General features: G+C 62.1%; 17 protein-coding genes. 14 read left to right on the top strand and 3 right to left on the bottom strand.

All coding sequences use genetic code 11. From position 1 onward, the window contains the following. Position 1: 1 nt before the first annotated feature. From AB4Z20_RS22115 to AB4Z20_RS22105, 3 genes are read left to right on the top strand one after another with little or no spacing between them, the layout of a single operon-like run. Entirely contained in the window at positions 2-1,516 is a 1,515-nt protein-coding gene (locus AB4Z20_RS22115; RefSeq protein WP_253470845.1) for a TolC family protein, read from the top strand. A 12-nt stretch (positions 1,517-1,528) separates the two neighbouring features. Further along, positions 1,529-2,314, top strand: coding sequence for an aspartyl/asparaginyl beta-hydroxylase domain-containing protein (locus AB4Z20_RS22110; protein WP_442090595.1), 786 nt, complete (start codon positions 1,529-1,531; stop codon positions 2,312-2,314). Further along, positions 2,302-3,243, top strand: coding sequence for a sulfotransferase family protein (locus AB4Z20_RS22105; protein WP_442090594.1), 942 nt, complete (start codon positions 2,302-2,304; stop codon positions 3,241-3,243). The genes AB4Z20_RS22110 and AB4Z20_RS22105 overlap by 13 nt, the downstream gene beginning before the upstream one ends. Positions 3,244-3,372: 129 nt before the next feature. On the opposite strand, the gene AB4Z20_RS22100 is transcribed toward AB4Z20_RS22105, so the two are convergent. Then, positions 3,373-4,134 carry a slipin family protein gene (locus AB4Z20_RS22100; protein WP_212798493.1) on the bottom strand — a complete coding sequence of 254 codons (762 nt, stop codon included), beginning with the start codon at positions 4,132-4,134 and terminating at the stop codon, positions 3,373-3,375. A 1-nt stretch (position 4,135) separates the two neighbouring features. Then, a complete protein-coding gene (locus tag AB4Z20_RS22095; protein WP_442090593.1) occupies positions 4,136-4,660 on the bottom strand; it encodes an NfeD family protein in 525 nt (174 codons plus the stop codon). A gap of 148 nt (positions 4,661-4,808) precedes the next feature. On the opposite strand from AB4Z20_RS22095, the gene AB4Z20_RS22090 reads away from it, so the two are divergent. The 8 genes from AB4Z20_RS22090 (at position 4,809) to AB4Z20_RS22055 (ending at position 11,418) form a co-directional block, all read left to right on the top strand. Next, the gene (locus AB4Z20_RS22090) at positions 4,809-5,054 is read left to right on the top strand and encodes a DUF2789 domain-containing protein (RefSeq protein ID WP_214511025.1); all 246 of its coding nucleotides are present in this window, start codon (positions 4,809-4,811) and stop codon (positions 5,052-5,054) included. 213 nt (positions 5,055-5,267) lie between these two features. Then, on the top strand, positions 5,268-5,849 hold the full coding sequence (locus tag AB4Z20_RS22085; protein WP_018608891.1) for an alpha/beta hydrolase: 582 nt from the start codon (positions 5,268-5,270) through the stop codon (positions 5,847-5,849). Between the two features lie 47 nt (positions 5,850-5,896). Further along, a complete protein-coding gene (locus AB4Z20_RS22080) occupies positions 5,897-6,832 on the top strand; it encodes a sigma 54-interacting transcriptional regulator (protein ID WP_442090592.1) in 936 nt (311 codons plus the stop codon). 336 nt (positions 6,833-7,168) lie between these two features. Then, on the top strand, positions 7,169-7,951 hold the full coding sequence (locus AB4Z20_RS22075; protein WP_442090591.1) for a MetQ/NlpA family ABC transporter substrate-binding protein: 783 nt from the start codon (positions 7,169-7,171) through the stop codon (positions 7,949-7,951). Between the two features lie 504 nt (positions 7,952-8,455). Next, the gene (locus AB4Z20_RS22070; RefSeq protein WP_214511022.1) at positions 8,456-9,121 is read left to right on the top strand and encodes an amino acid ABC transporter permease; all 666 of its coding nucleotides are present in this window, start codon (positions 8,456-8,458) and stop codon (positions 9,119-9,121) included. Continuing rightward, positions 9,102-9,761 (top strand): amino acid ABC transporter permease, encoded by a 660-nt coding sequence (locus tag AB4Z20_RS22065; protein ID WP_442090590.1) that lies wholly within the window; start codon positions 9,102-9,104, stop codon positions 9,759-9,761. Before AB4Z20_RS22070 ends, AB4Z20_RS22065 begins: the two co-directional genes overlap by 20 nt. Then, entirely contained in the window at positions 9,758-10,540 is a 783-nt protein-coding gene (locus AB4Z20_RS22060; RefSeq protein ID WP_253470853.1) for an amino acid ABC transporter ATP-binding protein, read from the top strand. Before AB4Z20_RS22065 ends, AB4Z20_RS22060 begins: the two co-directional genes overlap by 4 nt. Further along, the gene (locus AB4Z20_RS22055) at positions 10,537-11,418 is read left to right on the top strand and encodes a transporter substrate-binding domain-containing protein (protein WP_253470856.1); all 882 of its coding nucleotides are present in this window, start codon (positions 10,537-10,539) and stop codon (positions 11,416-11,418) included. The genes AB4Z20_RS22060 and AB4Z20_RS22055 overlap by 4 nt, the downstream gene beginning before the upstream one ends. Positions 11,419-11,551: 133 nt before the next feature. Here the strand turns inward: AB4Z20_RS22055 and AB4Z20_RS22050 are convergent, their stop codons facing one another. Beyond that, on the bottom strand, positions 11,552-12,712 hold the full coding sequence (locus tag AB4Z20_RS22050) for an AAA family ATPase (RefSeq protein ID WP_442090589.1): 1,161 nt from the start codon (positions 12,710-12,712) through the stop codon (positions 11,552-11,554). A 240-nt stretch (positions 12,713-12,952) separates the two neighbouring features. On the opposite strand from AB4Z20_RS22050, the gene AB4Z20_RS22045 reads away from it, so the two are divergent. From AB4Z20_RS22045 to AB4Z20_RS22035, 3 genes are read left to right on the top strand one after another with little or no spacing between them, the layout of a single operon-like run. Beyond that, complete coding sequence (locus tag AB4Z20_RS22045) at positions 12,953-14,056, top strand: efflux RND transporter periplasmic adaptor subunit (RefSeq protein WP_253470861.1); 1,104 nt, start codon at positions 12,953-12,955, stop codon at positions 14,054-14,056. Then, complete coding sequence (locus tag AB4Z20_RS22040; protein WP_253470862.1) at positions 14,053-15,117, top strand: efflux RND transporter periplasmic adaptor subunit; 1,065 nt, start codon at positions 14,053-14,055, stop codon at positions 15,115-15,117. Before AB4Z20_RS22045 ends, AB4Z20_RS22040 begins: the two co-directional genes overlap by 4 nt. Continuing rightward, positions 15,114-18,161, top strand: coding sequence for an efflux RND transporter permease subunit (locus AB4Z20_RS22035; RefSeq protein ID WP_442090588.1), 3,048 nt, complete (start codon positions 15,114-15,116; stop codon positions 18,159-18,161). Before AB4Z20_RS22040 ends, AB4Z20_RS22035 begins: the two co-directional genes overlap by 4 nt. Positions 18,162-18,283: the final 122 nt, after the last annotated feature.

The raw sequence follows: 18,283 nt of genomic DNA, 5'->3' as shown, positions 1-18,283 counted from the left end.
AATGAATAGAAGTCAGAAGTTATTCGGTATGAGTTTGCTGGCGTTGGTGGTGAGTGGATGTGCGGTCACCAGCGATCCGATCGAGCGTAGCGTCAGCGAACAGCGCGCTCGAACCGACCTGCAGAATATGTACAAGGATCAGGAGCCGCTCAGCGGCCCGCTGACGCTGCACCAGGCCATGGCCCGGGCAGTGAAGTACAACCTCGAAGGCCGCTTGAAGATCATGGAGGAAGCCCTGGCCAAGCGTCAGTTGGACCTGGCCAGTTTCGACATGCTGCCGCGCATGGCCCTGGACGCCGGTTATGTGGGCCGCAACAACGTCAATGCCTCCAGCAGCCAGAGCGTGGAAACCGGTACCCAGTCCCTGGAACCGTCGACCTCCCAGGACCGCGACCGCGAGGTGGCGGACCTGACCATGGTCTGGAACGTGCTCGATTTCGGCGTCAGCTACATCAGCGCCAAGCAGGCCGGGGACCAGCGCCTGATCGTGCAGGAGCGCCGGCGCAAGGTGATCAACACCATCGTCCAGGACGTGCGTTCGGCCTACTGGCGCGCCATGGCCGCCGAGCGTTTGCTCAAGCAGATCGACAGCCTGATGGCCCGGGTCGAGACGGCGCGGGACAACAGCCAGAGCATGAGCGAGCAGCGCATCGGTGACCCGGTGCAGGCCCTGGGTTACCAGCGCTCGCTGATCCAGGCTACCCGTCAACTGGAAGAGCAGCGTCGGGCGCTGTCCCTGGCCAAGACCGAACTGGCGACCCTGATCAACTTGCCCTTGGGTACCGAGCTGACCCTGGCGACCCAGGATGAATACGCCATCCCGGAACTCAAGGTCGACCTGGCCCGTCTCGAACAGGAAGCCCTGGCCAGCCGTCCGGAACTGCGCGAGCAGGATTACCAGACCCGCATCACCGCCGCCGAAACCCGCAAGGCCATGCTGCGCCTGCTGCCGGGGCTGGAGTTTTCCGCCGGCGGGCATTACGACAGCAACTCGTTCCTGGTGGAACAGGGCTGGGCCGACTATGGCGTGAAAGTCACCTGGAACCTGTTCAACGTGATTTCCGCCCCGGCGGCCATCGACGTGGCCAAGGCCGGTGAAGAAGTGGCGTCGGCGCGGCGCCAGGCGATGTCGATTGCCGTGTTGGCGCAGTTGTACGTGGCTAATGCCAACTATCGCGAAGCGCTGCGCCAGTTCAAGACCAGCCAGCAACTGGCGGATATCGACGGGCAGATTGTCGGTCAACTGCGCAACCGTCATGAGGCTGCCGGCATTGGCGAGCTGGACCTGATCCAGGGTGAACTGAACACCCTGCAGGCCGATCTGCGCCGGGACCTGGCCTACGCCGATCTGCGCAACGCTTATGGGCAGATCTTCGCCAGCGCCGGTCTCGACCCACTGCCAAACCAAGTGCAATCGACCGCAGTCCAGTCGATTGCCACGGCGCTGGCTAACCGTGAAGCGGCCTGGGCCCAGGGCGACATCACGGTGCCGACGACGGCCGCGGTGACTCAATAACCGGGCGCTGGCATGACGCGCCCGGCGTATTCCCGGCTGCCGGTGGCGGTGAACCTGCCGTTGCTGTTACAGGCACTGGCCGCCATTGAAGAGGAGCGCTGGCAGGGGCATTTCAACAGTGCCTATTACAGCGGCGACTGGAGCGGTGTGGCGCTGATTTCAGCGGCCGATGCCGTCACCGAGCTGTCGCCCGGGCGCGGCCAGCCCCTGCATCGCGCGCCGTGGTCAACGGACGGCCGCTGGCATGAGGCGTTGCGCGACTGGCCCCTGGAGATCGTCTCGGCCCGGCTGCTGCGGCTCGGCCCCGGCGGGTGCATCCACGAACATCGCGACTATGACCTGGGTGGGCCGGACGCCGACCGGCGCCTGCACGTGCCGTTGCTCAGTTCGCCTGGCGTGGACTTCTTCCTGGATGGGCAAATCATTCCGATGACGGCGGGCGAGTGCTGGTTCCTCGACTTGGCACGGCCTCATCGCGTTGTGAATCGAAGTGCTCATTCGCGGGTTCACCTGGTGCTCGATTGTCGCCCCGGGCCGTGGCTGGCCCAGCAGATTGCCGATGGGCTGCCCACCACACCCGCTGCGGGCGTCGGGCCAAGCGACTTTGTCCGTTTTCAGCAGCGCGTGGAAACGGATCCTTATCTCGCCCGAACCTTGCAGAACCTGCATGAGCTGGACGCTTTCATTGACTCCGCCCTGGCGCTGGGGGTCGAACAAGGGCTTCATTTCACCCGGGAAGAATTGCGGGCTGCGATGCGCACCGGTCGCCAGCAGTGGAGAAACCAGTGGAAGACCTGAATCTGCAGGGCTGGTTGCCGATCCGCGTATGGCAAGAGGCCGGGCTGTGGCGGGTCGATTGGTGCTGGTTTGGCGACGCGCGACTGGCGCAACCGTTCTTCGGCGACGCCGTGGAAGACGCCCTGCGCTTGCCCTTCAACCAGGCGTTCCGTCGCCAGACACCCTTGGACGTGCTCGGTCAGTGGCAACGACAAAGCCCGGGCCTGGCGCCCAGTGCGTTCATTTTCCATGCCTCCCGTTGTGGCTCGACATTGATCAGCCAGATGCTTGCCCAACTGGACGATCACATCGTCATTTCGGAACCACCGCCCCTGGATACGCTGCTGCGCAGTGATCTGCCGCTTGCCGAGCGGTGCGTGGCGCTCAAGGGCTTGATGTCGGCCTATGGGCAGCGCCGCCGAGGCGTGGAGCAACGCCTGGTGGTCAAGCTCGACGCCTGGAACATTGGTGAGTTGGCGCTGTTGCGAGAATGTTTTCCCGACACACCTTGGTTGTTCCTGTACCGCGATCCCTTGGAAATCGCCGTCTCCCATCTGCGCCGTCCTGGCATGCACATGGTGCCGGGGATGATCGGGACGAGTGTCCTGGACGATGGGTTGCCGTTCAGTAGCCCGGAAGACTTCATCTCGCGCCGGGTGGGGCGGTTGTTGGCGAGAGGTTTGGAACACTGTCAGGTATTGGGTGCAATGGCGGTCAACTACACCGAACTGCCCGAGGCGATGACGGGCCGGCTGGCGGCGTTTTTCCGGCTCGATGAGGAGCAAGGCAGGCAAGTGTTCGCCGCGGTGGGGCAGCATGCCAAGCAGCCGGCGCAGGCGTTTGTTGGCGATAGCGAGGACAAGCGCCGGGAGGCTTCGGCGTTGTTGCGTGAGCGGGTCATGCGCTGGGCGCAGGGGCCCTATGAAGCCTTGAAGTCGCTGCCCCTGTAGCGGGAACCCGCTTTTGTGGCGAGGGAGCTTGCTCCCGCTCGGTTGCGCAGCAACCGCAAAAGCTTGGGGCCGCTGCGCAGCCCAGCGGGAGCAAGCTCCCTCGCCACAGGGAAATGCTCGCACGGCGCATCAGGACTTGTTAGGCGACAACTCCGCCATCCCCTTGAGCAATTCAATCGGCAAGGGGAAGACGATGGTGGAGCTTTTATCCCCGGCAATCGAGCCCAGCGTCTGCATGTAGCGCAGCTGCATGGCGCCTGGCTGGCGGCCGAGCATTTCGGCGGCCTGCATGAGCTTTTCCGAGGCCTGCAGCTCGCCTTCGGCGTGGATCACCTTGGCCCGGCGTTCGCGCTCGGCTTCGGCTTGGCGGGCGATGGCGCGGATCATCGATTCGTTGAGGTCCACGTGCTTGATCTCGACATTTGCCACCTTGATGCCCCAGGCATCGGTCTGGGCGTCGAGCACCTGCTGGATATCGCCGTTCAATTGCTCGCGCTCGGCCAGCAGTTGGTCCAGGTCATGCTTGCCGAGGACCGCGCGCAAGGTGGTCTGGGCCAGTTGGCTGGTGGCCATGAGGAAGTTTTCGACCTGGATGATGGCTTTCTGCGGATCGAGCACGCGGAAATACAGCACCGCGTTGACCTTCACCGAGACGTTGTCGCGGGTGATCACGTCCTGGGGCGGCACGTCGAGGACAATGGTGCGCAGGTCGACGCGGATCATCTGCTGTACCACCGGAATCAGCAGGATCAACCCCGGCCCCTTGACCTGCCAGAACCGACCGAGCTGGAACACCACCGCTCGTTCGTATTCGCGCAGGATCCGGAACGTCGCACCTGCCAGTGCAATCAACAGTAACAACAGCAGCACAAAACCGATTTGCATGCCCATCTCAGACTCCTTGTGAATCAGCGGGGGCCACTTCCAGCAGCAAACCCTTGCGGGTGATGACTCGCACCGCTTGCCCAGGCCGCAGCGGCGTTGCGCTTGCCACCTGCCAGCGTTCACCTTCCAACTGGACCCAGCCATGATGATGATTGCCGGCCTGCAACGCAGTCACCATCGTGACGCTGCCCAACAGCGCCGCATCGCCGCTGACAGGCTGGCGCGGTCGTGTTTTCAACGCACGGACCAACAGGACGATCAGCAGCAAGGCGCTGACCAGGCCCAGGCCGAGCATCAGCGGAGCCGGTACATCGGCGTTGGTCAGGATGACCGCACCAATCACACACAGGACAATGCCACCCAGCCCCGCGACACCATAATTGGGCAGGGCCGCCTCGAAGACCAGCAAGGCCACGCCAACGGCAACCAGCCAGAAACCCAGGGAATCGGTGCCTGGCAGCACGAGGCCATCGGCGCCGAACGCGGGCCCGCTGATCGCCAGCAGCGCAACCGTCAACCAGTGAATGTTCACAGCACCCTCCGCAACGTGTATTCGTCGGGATGTTATTCAAAGTCTAGTCGAGTCGAGGGTTGATTGAATTTTGATCAGTCTGGCGGTCGTCGAGGGGCTAGACTGCGGAGAAACACCCCGCCATCTCCATTATGTTCAGGAGGCCCGTATGGAAACCCCAATTCACCCTCTTTCCGCATTATTCAAACAACTGGGCTTGCCCGATGACGCTCAGGGCATTGATCAATTTATAACCAGTCATTCGCCCCTCAAGCCTGGGCTGCACCTGGCCGATGCGTTTTTCTGGAGCGAGGGCCAGCGGCAAATGCTGCGCGACGAGATCCTCGAGGATGCGGACTGGGCGGAAGTGATCGACCAGTTGGATGTGTTGTTGCGCAAGGGGCGTAGCGAGTGAGACCGACGCAATACCTGTGGGAGCGAGCTTGCTCGCGATAGCGGTATGTCTGTTACATCGATGTCGACTGACCGTTCGCTATCGCGAGCAAGCTCGCTCCCACAGGGTGGAGCGTTTATTCTTTTTAGGTCTTAACAAATAGCTTCTTATTCCTTAAGTAATATAGCTCTCCTCCCTATACTCGTCCGGGAACAGACACGCAGGAGAGCACCCATGCGCAACGAATCGATTCGCTACCTGATTGTGCCGGGCTGGCAAGGATCGCCGGAAAATCATTGGCAAACCCACTGGCAGAACAGCCTGCCCAACAGTGCCAGGGTCGAGCAGGCCGACTGGGTCACGCCCCGGCGTGAAGATTGGGTCGCGGCGCTGGCCGAGGCCGTGGCCGCCGACAGCACGCCAGTGATCCTGATTGCCCATAGCCTGGGCTGCATCACGGTGGCCCATTGGGCCGCCACCGCGCCGGTGCAGTTCCTGCGGCAGGTGCGTGGGGCGTTGCTGGTGGCGCCGGCGGATGTCGAGCGGCCGGCCTGCGTTCCGGCGCTGCGCAACTTCGCGCCGATTCCCACTGATCTGTTGCCGTTCCCAAGCCAAGTGGTCAGCTCCGACAACGACGCCGCCGTGAGCGCCCCGCGCGCCCTGGAACTGGCCCGTAACTGGGGCGCCGAGGCCGGGATTCTGTCCGGGGCGGGGCATATCAACGTGAAGTCCGGTCACCAGCGTTGGGAGCAGGGTTTCGCTTACCTCTATCGCCTGCAAAACCGCATGGAGCATCACGCCCTGCGTCGCGCCTGAATTTTTAGCGCCCCCCGTCTCCCGGCGGTCTGGGGCGGGAGCCTGCCATGAGTTTGCATGAAACCTTCGGTCAGCCCTTGCTGACCTTTCCCGATGCGGAAAAAAGCCCCCTGAGCATTCGCGCCAAGGCGCTGGTGTTCGTCGACCCTCGTTCGCGGCAGTTGCGCCAGGCGTTGGAGCAACTGGCGCCGCGTGCGGTCTCGGTGCTGATACGCGGTGAAACCGGTAGCGGCAAGGAACTGCTGGCCCGGCATATCCACCGCGAAAGTGATCGCGGTGGGTTGTTTGTGTCGGTCAACTGCGGCGCCATCAGCCCGACCTACGCCGACGCCGAACTGTTCGGCTATGCCGCCGGCAGCTACAGCGGTTCGGCCAGCAGCCGGGCCGGTTGGTTTGGTTCGGCCAACGGCGGCACCCTTTACCTGGATGAAATCGGTGATTTGCCGCTGCCGATCCAGATCAAATTGCTGGCGGCCCTGGAAAACCATGAAGTCACCCGTGTGGGTGCGCATCAGCCCAGCCCGGTGGATGTCCGCCTGGTGGCAGCGACCAGCATCGACCTGGCGCAAGCGGTGGCGGCCGGGAAATTCCACGAACGGCTCTACCATTACCTTGGCGAAGGCCAACTGGAACTGCCGGCCCTGCGTGAGCGGGTGGGCGATATCCTTTCCCTGGCCGAATATTTCCTGGGCATCTACAGCCAGCGACTCGGCCTCAGCGTGCCGCTGATCAGTGACGCGGCGCAGTCCGCTCTCGAGCGGCACAGTTGGCCGGGCAACACCCGCGAGCTGGAAAACGTCATTCACTTCGCATTGCTGGTGAGCACGGGGGATGAGATTTTGCCGGAGCACTTGAATCTGCCGTCCCAGCCTTCAGCCCTGGAGCTGATTGATCAGCAGGTGGCGCAGGTCATTGCCCAGGGTTCGCAAGCCGAGCGCGAAGCCCTCAAGGCGCTGCTCAATCGATTGGAGCAAACGCTATAGATCACACCTCGCTTGGCCTGCAGGAGCTGTGTAGGAGCTGTCGAGTGCAACGAGGCTGCGATCCTTCCCCAGACAATTGAGTCGCAAGCGAAAGATCAAGATCAAGATCAAAAGATCGCAGGCTTCGCCAGCTCCTACACAGAGCGGGAGCAAGCTTCCTCGCCACAAAAACGGTGTTTTTCTATATGAGTAAATTGAATATGAACTTGAATAAAAGATATTGTTAAGGAATAAAAAATATCGGTATTGTCCGCTTCACGCCAGCGATAGCACTTCACTGGCACTCCACATTTGGCCGTCGTCCATGACGACAGTGATTTTCGATAAGGACACTGCATGAAAAAGGTTCTGTTGTTCACCGCATTGGCGGCAGCCCTGGCCTCTGGCCTGACCCAGGCCGCGGAGAAACTGGTGGTGGCTGCCACTCCAGTGCCCCACGCTGAAATCCTCGAGCTGATCAAGCCGGCCCTGGCCAAAGAAGGCGTGGACCTGGAAATCAAGGTCTTCACCGACTACGTCCAACCCAACGTACAGGTTGATCAGAAGCGCCTGGACGCCAACTACTTCCAGACCCTGCCGTACCTGACGAACTTCAACGAAGGCAAAGGCACCCATCTGGTGACCGTGGTCGGCGTTCACGTCGAACCGTTCGGCGGCTATTCGAAGAAGTACAAAAAATTGGCTGATCTGCCAAACGGCGCAACCATCGCGCTGCCTAACGAAGGCAGCAACAGCGGCCGTGCCCTGATCCTGCTGCAAAAGGCTGGCCTGATCGAGTTGAAAGACCCGAAAAACGCTTTGGCGACCCCGAAAGATATCGCCAAGAACCCGCACAACTTCAAGTTCAAGGAACTGGAGTCGGCCATGCTGCCGCGCGTGCTGGACCAGGTCGACCTGGACCTGATCAACACCAACTATGCCCTGGAAGCGGGTCTTAACCCGGCCAAGGATGCACTGGTGATCGAAGGCGCGGATTCGCCTTACGTCAACTTCCTGGTGGCCCGTCCGGACAACAAGGACAGCCCGGCCATCCAGAAACTGGCCAAGGCCCTGACCAGCCCTGAAGTGAAGGCATTCATCGAGAAAAAATACAGCGGTGCGGTACTGCCGGCGTTCTGATTCGCGCGGTAAACCCTTTCACGGTTTCAAACGCCGACGGCTGATACAGCGTCGGCGTGATCGTTCCCACGCTCCCGCGTGGGAATGCCTCTAGGGACGCTCCGCGTCCAGTGACGCGGAGCGTCACAGGCTGCATTCCCACGCAGAGCATGGGAACAATCTGCTCCTCAGGCCACCCCGCTCTTCAACGCCCGGCGCAACGCCACCAACAATTTCACTATTTCCCGCGGTTCCAGTCGCTGCGGCACTTTTACGTCAGCCATGTTTTCTTCCTTGTAATGGTGAGGGAGATGTCGAAAAAAGATCCTCCCTGCGGCGCAAGAAAAATAGTCGTCTTTACCCGTTGCGGCAAATCCGGGGGATAGTTTTTTGCGTGATATCAATATGCTTTAACGGTATTTAAATTACGCTTCTTATGCCATTAAAGTCAGTGCCTGCCGAGTAGCTATCCGCTGCCCATGGACCGCACTACCGCCGCTTACCGAGCGGCGTCCAGGATGTTCAATGAACTTCGATTACGCTTTTATCCTCAGCACCCTCCCGGCGTTTCTCAAGGCTGTGGGCGTGACGCTGCAGGTCGGCTTTATCGCCATCGCCACATCGCTGCTGGTGGCGCTGGTCAACGCGACGATCCTGGTGTTGCGCACGCCGTACCTGCAACGCCTGGTGGGGCTGTACGTGGAACTGGCGCGCAACACGCCGCTGCTCATCCAGCTGTTCTTCGTCTACTTCGCATTGCCGGCGCTGGGCATCAAGGTGTCGGGGTTTGCGGCGGCGATCATCACCATGACATTCCTGGGCGGTGCCTACCTCACGGAAGTGCTGCGTGCGGGCGTGGATGCGGTGCCCCAGGCGCAGTTGGAATCCGGTCGCTCCATCGGGCTGTCCCACGGCCAATTGTTGCGCTACGTGATCTTGCCGCAGGCCGGGATCCTCAGCCTGCCGTCGCTGTTCGCCAACTTCATTTTCCTGCTGAAGGAGACCACGGTGGTCTCGGCCGTGGCGGTGCCGGAGATTCTCTACACCACCAAAAGCTACATCGCCCTCTACTACAAGACCTACGAAATGCTCGCCGTGCTGACGCTGATTTGCGTGCTGCTGTTTTTGCCGCTGTCGCTGCTGCTCGGCCGTCTGGAAAGGAGGCTCCAGCATGGCCAGTTCGGGTCTTGAGTTGCTGTGGGTGTCGTTGCCGCAACTGGGCAAGGGCGCTGCGCAAACCCTGTCGATTTCCTTCCTGAGCATCGCCATCAGCACCATTGGCGGCGTGCTTTACGGCGTGTTGCGTACGCTGGGCGTGAAGTGGTTGGACACCGTCCTGCGGATCTACCTGGAGCTGTTTCGGGCGATCCCGGTGCTGGTCTGGTTGTACTTGCTGTTCTTCGGCTTACCGATATTTTTTGGCCTGAGCATTCCAAGTTTCTGGTGCGCGGTCCTGGTGTTGTCGTTGTGGGGCGCCAGTGAAGTCGGCGAAGTAGTGCGCGGCGCCTTGCATTCGTTGCCGCGCGGCCAACGGGAGGCAGGCTTGTCGATCGGGCTGAACGGTCCGCAACTCTACGGCCATGTACTGCTGCCGCAAGCGCTGAGACGCATGACGCCGCCGACCATCAATGTCTATACGCGCATCATCAAGACCAGCTCCCTGGCCGTGCTGATCGGCGTGGTGGACGTCATCAAGGTCGGCCAGCAGATCATCGAACGCACCTACGAATCCGTGCTGATCTACGGCGCGTTGTTCCTGTTTTTCTTTTTCATTTGCTACCCGCTCTCGGCCGCCTCGCGCGTGCTGGAGCGGCGCTGGACGCAAGCATGAGCGCATTGATCGAGTTCAAGGGTTTCAACAAGTTTTTCGGCGAGCAACAGGTGCTGGACGGCATCGACCTGCAAGTACAGCCAGGCGAAGTGATCGTCATCCTCGGCCCCAGTGGCTGCGGCAAAAGCACCTTGCTGCGTTGCCTCAACGGGCTGGAAGTGGCCCACAGCGGCAACCTGACATTCGCCGGTCGCGAGTTGCTGGACAAGGGCACCGACTGGCGCGAAGTGCGGCAGCAGATCGGCATGGTGTTCCAGAGCTACCACCTGTTCCCGCACATGAGCGTGCTCGATAACTTGCTGCTTGGCCCGGTCAAAGTGCAAAAACGCAACCGCCGCGAGGCGTGCGGCCAGGCCGAAGCCTTGCTGGCCCGAGTGGGCCTGCTGGACAAGCGCGATGCCTTTCCACGCCAGCTCTCCGGCGGCCAGCAGCAACGCATCGCCATCGTGCGTTCGCTGTGCATGAACCCCAAGGTCATGTTGTTCGATGAGGTCACCGCCGCCCTCGACCCGGAAATGGTCAAGGAGGTGCTGGAAGTCATCCAGGGCTTGGCCCGCGACGGCATGACGCTGTTGATCGTCACCCACGAAATGGCCTTCGCCCGCGCCGTGGCTGACCGTATCGTGTTCATGGATGCCGGGCGAATCCTTGAACAAAACCCTCCCGAGATTTTCTTTACGAACCCGCAAACCGCACGAGCGCAGCAGTTCCTGGAGAAGTTCTCCTACGTCGCCGCACTACCCAAAACGACTCAAACAAAGGAACTGGAACTGTCATGAAAACTGCCAAGTCTTCTCTGCTGCTACTGCCGTTGCTCGCCGCCTTCCTGCTGGCCGGCTGCAACAAAACCGAAGAACCGCCGAAGCCGAACGTCGCCGGCCAAAGCACCGCGCCGGCCGGCTACCTGGACAAAATCAAGGCGCGGGACAAGTTGATCGTCGGCGTCTTCACTGACAAGCCACCGTTTGGCTTCGTCAATGAGGCGGGGCGGTATGTCGGCTTCGATACCGATATCGGCCGTCGCTTTGCCAAGGACCTGCTCGGCGATGAAAACAAGGTCGAGTTCGTCGCGGTCGAGCCGGCGAGCCGGATTCCGTTCCTGCAAAGCGACAAGGTCGACCTGATCCTGGCCAACATGACCGTGACCCCGGAGCGCAAGGAAGCGGTGGAGTTCACCAACCCGAATCTGAAAGTCGCGGTGCAGGCGCTGGTGCCACAAGCCAGCTCGGTGAAAAGCCTCGATGACCTGGCGACCCGTACCACCATCGTCACCACCGGCACCACGGCGGATATCTGGCTGACCAGGAATCACCCGGACTGGAAACTGCTCAAGTTCGAGAAAAACTCCGAGTCCCTGCAAGCATTGGCCAACGGTCGTGGCGATGCTTATGCCCAGGACAATCTGGTGTTGTTCAGTTGGGCCAAGCAGAACCCCGGCTATCGCGTGCTGGAGCAGACGCTGGGCGCCGAAGCGCCGATCGCACCGGCGGTGAAGAAGGGCAATATCGAGCTGCGTGATTGGGTCAACGCCGAGTTGGCGAAGCTGGGTGAAGAGAAGTATTTGCTCAAGCTGTACGATCAGTACGTGCGCAAGGAATTGAGCGATGACACCAAGCCTGAGAGCGTGATCGTCGAGGGGGGCAAGTGGCAGGGGTGATTTCCTGACAATTGCAGCGCGTCGCAGACCGCATCGCGAGCAGGCTCGCTCCCACAATTGACCGAGTTGTCCCGACGGGCGCGGTCCAGTGTGGGAGCGAGCCTGCTCGCGATTGGGGTCTATCTGGTGTTGGCTAGTCCGGCCAATGCCACGCCGGCTCATCCAACACCCGTTGCCCGACAATCCCGGTCTGCCCAAGCTCTTTTTCCAGCACGATGCAATTGCAGTCTTCATCCTGCTCCAGGGCGGCGATCAGGCGCGTGGCGTGGGACACCACCCAGACCTGGCAATTGACTGAAGCCCGGATGATCAGCCGCGCCAAGGCCGGCAACAGATCGGGGTGCAGGCTGGTTTCCGGTTCATTGAGCACCATCAGCGAGGGCGGTCTTGGTGTGAGCAGGGCGGCCACCAGCAACAGATAGCGCAGGGTCCCGTCCGACAGTTCGGCGGCGGACAGCGGCCGCAGCAGGCCATGCTGTTGGAACGCGATGGCGAAACGTCCGCCTTGCAGTTTCTCGATGTGCAGTTGGGCACCGGGGAATGCGTCGCCGATGGCGGCGTGCAAGGCCTCGACGTCACCGATCTCAAGGATGGTCTGCAACGCGGCGGCCAGATCGCGTCCGTCGTGGTGCAGCACCGGCGTGCGGGTGCCCAATTGCGGTTGGCGCACCGGGGCGTCGGAATCGCTGCGAAAATGATCGTAGAAGCGCCAGCGACGAATGAACTCGCGCATCTGCAAGACCTCCGGCGAAGTGCGCAGGCTGCCGACCTGGTCGAACAGGCTGTCGAAGGTCGGCGTGTGCTGGGCCAGCACATCCCAGGAGCGGCCTTCGCGGGCACGGATCATCGGCCCGTTGCGGTCCACCAGCAGGCTGGCCGGCCGAAACACAGGGCCGGCCCAGATGCATTCGCGCTTGATTTCAGGGTCCAGTGAAAACGCTGAACGACTGGGCTCCGGCAAGCCCAGGGCGATGCAATAGCTGAAGTCCTCTCCGGCGAAGCCCAGGCGCAGGCGCTTGGTGCCCTGGCGCACAATCGCCTGGACCGGCACTTCGCCGTTACGCATGCGCCGGCTGATTTCTTCCGGCCCGGCCCAGAAGGTCGAGTCCAGTCCGCCTTCGCGGGCCAGGGCGTTGACCACCCCGCCCTGGGCCGTCTCTGCCAACAGGCGCAGGGCGCGGTACAGATTGGACTTGCCGCTGCCGTTGGGACCGGTGATCAGGTTAAGCCGGCCCAGGGGGATGACCAGCTTGTTGATCGATCGATAGTTGGCCACCGCCAATGTCTTGAGCATGGGCAGACTCCTGCTGCATGGGTTCGTAGGAGCTGTCGAGCGAAGCGAGGCTGCGATCTTTCCGAACCCCATTGATTCTCAAGTGAAAGATCAAAAGATCGCAGCCTCGCTTCGCTCGGCAGCTCCTACAGGCGGCGATCAGTTTGCCTGATTTGCTGCACCCGTTGTATTCGTGGAACCCTGTTCTAAGCTCACAGTCGTATCGTCACTGGTACGTCCGTACAACGCAAAGGAGTCTGCATGGCTGGTCCCGGAATCAAATTGATGATTGGTTTGGGCGTGTGCGTGTTGTTGACGGGGTGCGGTGATAAGAAGCCCGAAGAAAAAGCCCTGCCACGGGTTTTCGTGCAGCAAGCCGTGCCCAGCGAATACGCCGCTTCGGTGACCTTGACCGGCGATGTCCAGGCGCGGGTGCAGGCCGACCTGTCGTTTCGCGTGGGCGGCAAGATCATCGAGCGCAAGGTCGATGTCGGCGCCCGGGTTTCGGCCCGGCAAGTGCTGGCCCGGCTCGATCCGCGGGATCTGCAGACCAACGTCGACTCCGCCGAGGCCCAGGTGGCCGCCGAGCAGGCGCGGGTCAAGCAGAGTGCGGCGGCGTTCGTGCGCCAGCAGAAACTCTTGCCCAAGGGCTACACCAGCCAGAGCGAATACGACGCCGCCCAGGCTCAACTGCGCAGCAGCCAGAGTGCGCTGACCGCCGCCCAGGCCCAACTGGCCAACGCCCGCGAACAACTGAGCTACACCGCACTGATTGCCGAGGCCCCGGGCATCATCACCGCGCGCCAGGCGGAAGTCGGCCAGGTGGTGCAGGCCACGGAGCCGATCTTCAGCCTGGCCCGGGATGGCGAACGTGACGCGGTGTTCAACATCTACGAATCGCTGTTGAGCGAACCGCCGTCGGACCCTGCGATCACCATCAGTCTGCTGGATAACCCCGCCATCAAGACCACCGGCACGGTGCGCGAGATCACCCCGGCGGTGTCTGCCCAGACCGGCACCGTGCAGGTCAAGGTCACCCTCGATGATTTACCCGAAGGCATGCACCTGGGCTCGGTGGTCAGTGCCACGGCCAAATCCGCGGGCAAGACCGCCTTCGAGCTGCCCTGGTCGGCCCTGACCAAGAACCTCAGTGACCCGGCCGTGTGGCTGGTGGACGGCGAGGGCAAGGCGCAGTTGCAAACGGTGACCGTCGGCCGCTACCTGACCGGCAAAGTCATCATCAGCGATGGCCTCAAGGGCGGTGAGAAAATCATCACCGCAGGCGGGCAATTGCTACACCCGGGCGTGCGCGTCGAGATCGCTGAAAACACCTCTGGAAAAACCACGCCGGGAGCCCAGCCATGAAGCGTTTATGGATGGTTTCGGCCGGCCTCTTGCTGGCCGCCTGCTCCAAGGAAGAAGCGCCACCCGAACCGGTGCGCCCGGTGTTGTCCGTTGAAGTCAGGGCCCTCGACCAGCAGGCGCTTGGGCGGTTCGCCGGGAATATCCAGGCCCGCTACGAGAGCAACGTGGGTTTCCGCGTGCCAGGACGGATCGCCAGTCGCAATGTCGACGTCGGCGCGGAGGTGAAGAAGGGCGACCTGCTCGCCACGCTCGACCCTACCGACCAGCAGAACCAGTTGCGCGCCGCCGAGGGCGATCTGGCGCGGATCGAGGCGCAGTACATCAATGCCCAGGCCAATGCCCGCCGCCAGCAGCAATTGTTCGACCGTGGCGTCGGTGCCCAGGCGCAACTGGACATCGCCCAGACCGACCTGAAAACCACTGGCGCCTCTCTCGAACAGGCCAAGGCCTCGGTGGAGCAGGCCCGCGACCAGCTCAACTACAGCGGACTGCACACTGACCACGACGCCGTCGTCACGGCCTGGAATGCCGAAGCCGGGCAGGTGGTCACCGCCGGCCAGCAAGTGGTGACCCTGGCCCGCCCGGACATCAAGGAGGCGGTGATCGACCTGCCGGCCGGGCTGGTCGAGCGCCTGCCCACGGACGTGGTGTTCGAGGTCGCCGCGCAGTTGGACCCGAGCATCCACACCACCGCTACCGTGCGCGAGATCGAACCCCAGGCCCAGAGCGCCACCCGCACCCGCCGCGCACGCCTGACGTTGGCCGATACACCGCCAGGTTTTCGCCTGGGCACGGCCATCAGCGTGACCCTGAGCTCGACCATCGAACCGCGCATCGAGCTGCCACTCAGCGCGTTGCAAGAGATCGACGGCAAGGCGCGCATCTGGCTGGTCGACCCGCAAACCCAGACCGTCTCGCCCCGTGATGTACGGATTCTCGAACGTTCGGCCAACTCGGTGCTGGTGGCCAACGGCATCAAGGCCGGCGATCGCGTGGTCAGCGCCGGGGTGAACAGTCTCCAGCCGGGGCAGAAAGTGAAACTCGACGAGGAAGCACGATGAAAGGGCCTTTCAATCTGTCCGAATGGGCCCTGCGGCATCAGTCGTTCGTCTGGTACCTGATGTTCGTGGCATTGTTGATGGGCGTGTTTTCGTACATGAACCTGGGGCGCGAAGAAGACCCATCGTTCACCATCAAGACCATGGTCATCCAGACCCGTTGGCCTGGCGCGACCCAGGAAGAAACCCTCAGACAGGTCACCGACCGCATCGAGAAAAAACTCGAAGAGCTCGATTCCCTCGACTACGTCAAAAGCTACACCCGACCGGGGGAGTCGACGGTGTTCGTGTACCTGCTCGACACCACCGGGGCCAAGGAAATCCCCGAGATCTGGTACCAGGTGCGCAAGAAGATCAACGACATTCGCGGCGATTTTCCTGACGGCCTGCAAGGGCCCGGGTTCAACGACGAGTTCGGCGATGTCTACGGTTCGGTGTACGCCTTCACCGGCGATGGCCTGTCGATGCGCCAGTTGCGCGACTATGTCGAACAGGTGCGCGCCGAGATCCATGACGTCCCGGGCCTGGGCAAGGTCGAGATGGTGGGCGAGCAGGACGAAGTGCTCTACCTGAACTTCTCCACACGCAAACTTGCCGCCCTGGGGATCGACCAGCGCCAAGTCGTGCAAAGCCTGCAAACCCAGAACGCCGTGACCCCGGCCGGGGTCATCGACGCCGGGCCCGAGCGGATTTCCGTGCGCACGTCCGGGCAGTTCCAGTCGGAAAAAGACCTGGCCAACGTCAACCTGCGGCTCAATGACCGCTTCTATCGACTGGCCGACATCGCCGATATCAGCCGCGGTTACGTTGACCCTGCCACGCCGATGTTCCGTTTCAACGGTACACCGGCCATCGGCCTCGCCATCGCAATGAAGAAGGGCGGCAACATCCAGGATTTCGGCAAGGCGCTGCATGCGCGCATGACTGAACTGACCGCCGACCTGCCGGTGGGCGTTGGCGTGCACACCGTGTCGGACCAGGCCGAGGTGGTGGAAGAGGCAGTCGGCGGTTTTACCAGCGCCTTGTTCGAGGCGGTGATCATTGTATTGGTCGTCAGCTTCATCAGCCTTGGCGTACGGGCCGGGCTGGTGGTGGCCTGTTCGATTCCGCTGGTGCTGGCGATGGTCTTCCTATTCATGGAATACAGCGGCATCACCATGCAGCGGATTTCCCTCGGCGCGTTGATCATCGCCCTCGGCCTGCTGGTGGACGACGCGATGATCACCGTGGAAATGATGGTCACGCGCCTGGAAAAAGGCGACAGCAAGGACCAGGCCGCGACGTTCGCCTACACCTCGACAGCGTTCCCGATGCTCACCGGGACCCTGGTGACCGTGGCCGGTTTCGTGCCCATCGGCCTGAACGCCAGTTCCGCCGGTGAGTACACCTTCACCCTGTTCGCGGTCATCGCCGTGGCGATGCTGGTGTCATGGATCGTCGCGGTGTTGTTTGCCCCGGTGATCGGCGTGCACATCCTCAGCACCAACGTGAAACCCCACAGCGCCGAGCCGGGGCGGATCGGCCGGGCGTTCAACGGTGGCCTGCTGTGGGCGATGCGCAATCGCTGGTGGGCCATCGGCATCACCGTGCTGCTGTTCGTGCTGTCGGTGTTTTGCATGCGTTTTGTGCAGAACCAGTTCTTCCCGTCCTCGGACCGGCCGGAAATCCTGGTGGACCTCAACCTGCCGCAAAACGCCTCGATGGACGAGACCCGCCGGGCGGTCGATCGCCTGGAAGCGACCCTCAAGGGCGACCCGGACATCGAGCGCTGGAGCACCTACATCGGCGAAGGCGCGATTCGCTTTTACCTGCCGCTGGACCAGCAACTGCAGAACCCGTACTACGCGCAACTGGTGATTGTCAGCAAGGGCCTGGAGTCGCGCACGGCCCTCACCGAGCGCCTGCAAAAGCGTCTGCGTGAGGATTTCGTCGGGATTGGCAGCTACGTGCAGGCCCTGGAAATGGGCCCGCCGGTGGGCCGGCCGATCCAGTACCGGGTCAGCGGCAAGGACATCGACCAGGTGCGCAAGCATGCGATCGAGCTGGCCACCGAGCTGGACAAGAACTCGCACATTGGCGAAATCATTTACGACTGGAACGAACCGGGCAAGGTGCTGCGCATCGACATCGCCCAGGACAAGGCGCGGCAGTTGGGCTTGTCTTCCGATGATGTGGCCAGGCTGATGAACAGCATCGTCAGCGGCTCGCCCGTGACCCAGGTCAACGACGATATTTACCTGATCGACGTGGTTGGCCGTGCCGAAGATGCCGAGCGTGGTTCGCCGGAAACCCTGCAGAACCTGCAAATCGTCACCCCGGGCGGCAACTCGATTCCGTTGCTGGCGTTCGCCACGGTGCGCTATGAACTGGAACAGCCCTTGGTGTGGCGTCGTGACCGCAAGCCGACCATCACCATCAAGGCCGCGGTGCGTGACGAGATCCAGCCCACCGACCTGGTCAAGCAACTGCAACCGGCCATCGACAAGTTCGCCGCCGGCCTGCCAGTGGGCTACAAGGTCGCCACGGGCGGTACGGTGGAAGAGAGCAGCAAGGCCCAAGGGCCGATCGCCAGTGTCGTGCCTCTGATGCTGTTCTTGATGGCGACCTTCCTGATGATCCAGCTGCACAGCGTGCAGAAACTGTTCCTGGTGGCGAGCGTCGCGCCCCTCGGGTTGATCGGCGTGGTGCTGGCGCTGGTGCCAACGGGCACGCCCATGGGCTTCGTGGCGATCCTCGGGATCCTCGCGTTGATTGGCATCATCATCCGTAACTCGGTGATCCTGGTGACCCAGATCGATGAATACGAACGTGACGGCTACGAGCCCTGGGATGCGGTGGTGGAAGCCACCGAGCACCGGCGCCGACCGATCCTGCTCACGGCGGCTGCGGCGAGCCTGGGGATGATTCCGATTGCCCGGGAAGTGTTCTGGGGGCCGATGGCCTACGCGATGATCGGCGGGATCATCATCGCCACCCTGTTGACGCTACTGTTCCTGCCGGCGCTGTATGTGGCCTGGTACAAGATCCGCGAGCCGAAGCGTGATTGAGTTGGCCTTGAATCATGGGGGCTGCTGCGCAGCCCATCGCGAGCAAGCTTTGCTCCCACAGTGGATCGTTGCGAGTTCAGGATTTTGAACTCACTGTAGATCTGCTGTGGGAGCAAAGCTTG

This window comes from Pseudomonas sp. KB_12 (assembly GCF_052114545.1).
GTDB lineage: Bacteria > Pseudomonadota > Gammaproteobacteria > Pseudomonadales > Pseudomonadaceae > Aquipseudomonas > Aquipseudomonas brassicacearum.
The sequence above is the reverse complement of the archived record's forward strand: the minus strand, read 5'-3'. Positions and strand labels throughout refer to the sequence as shown.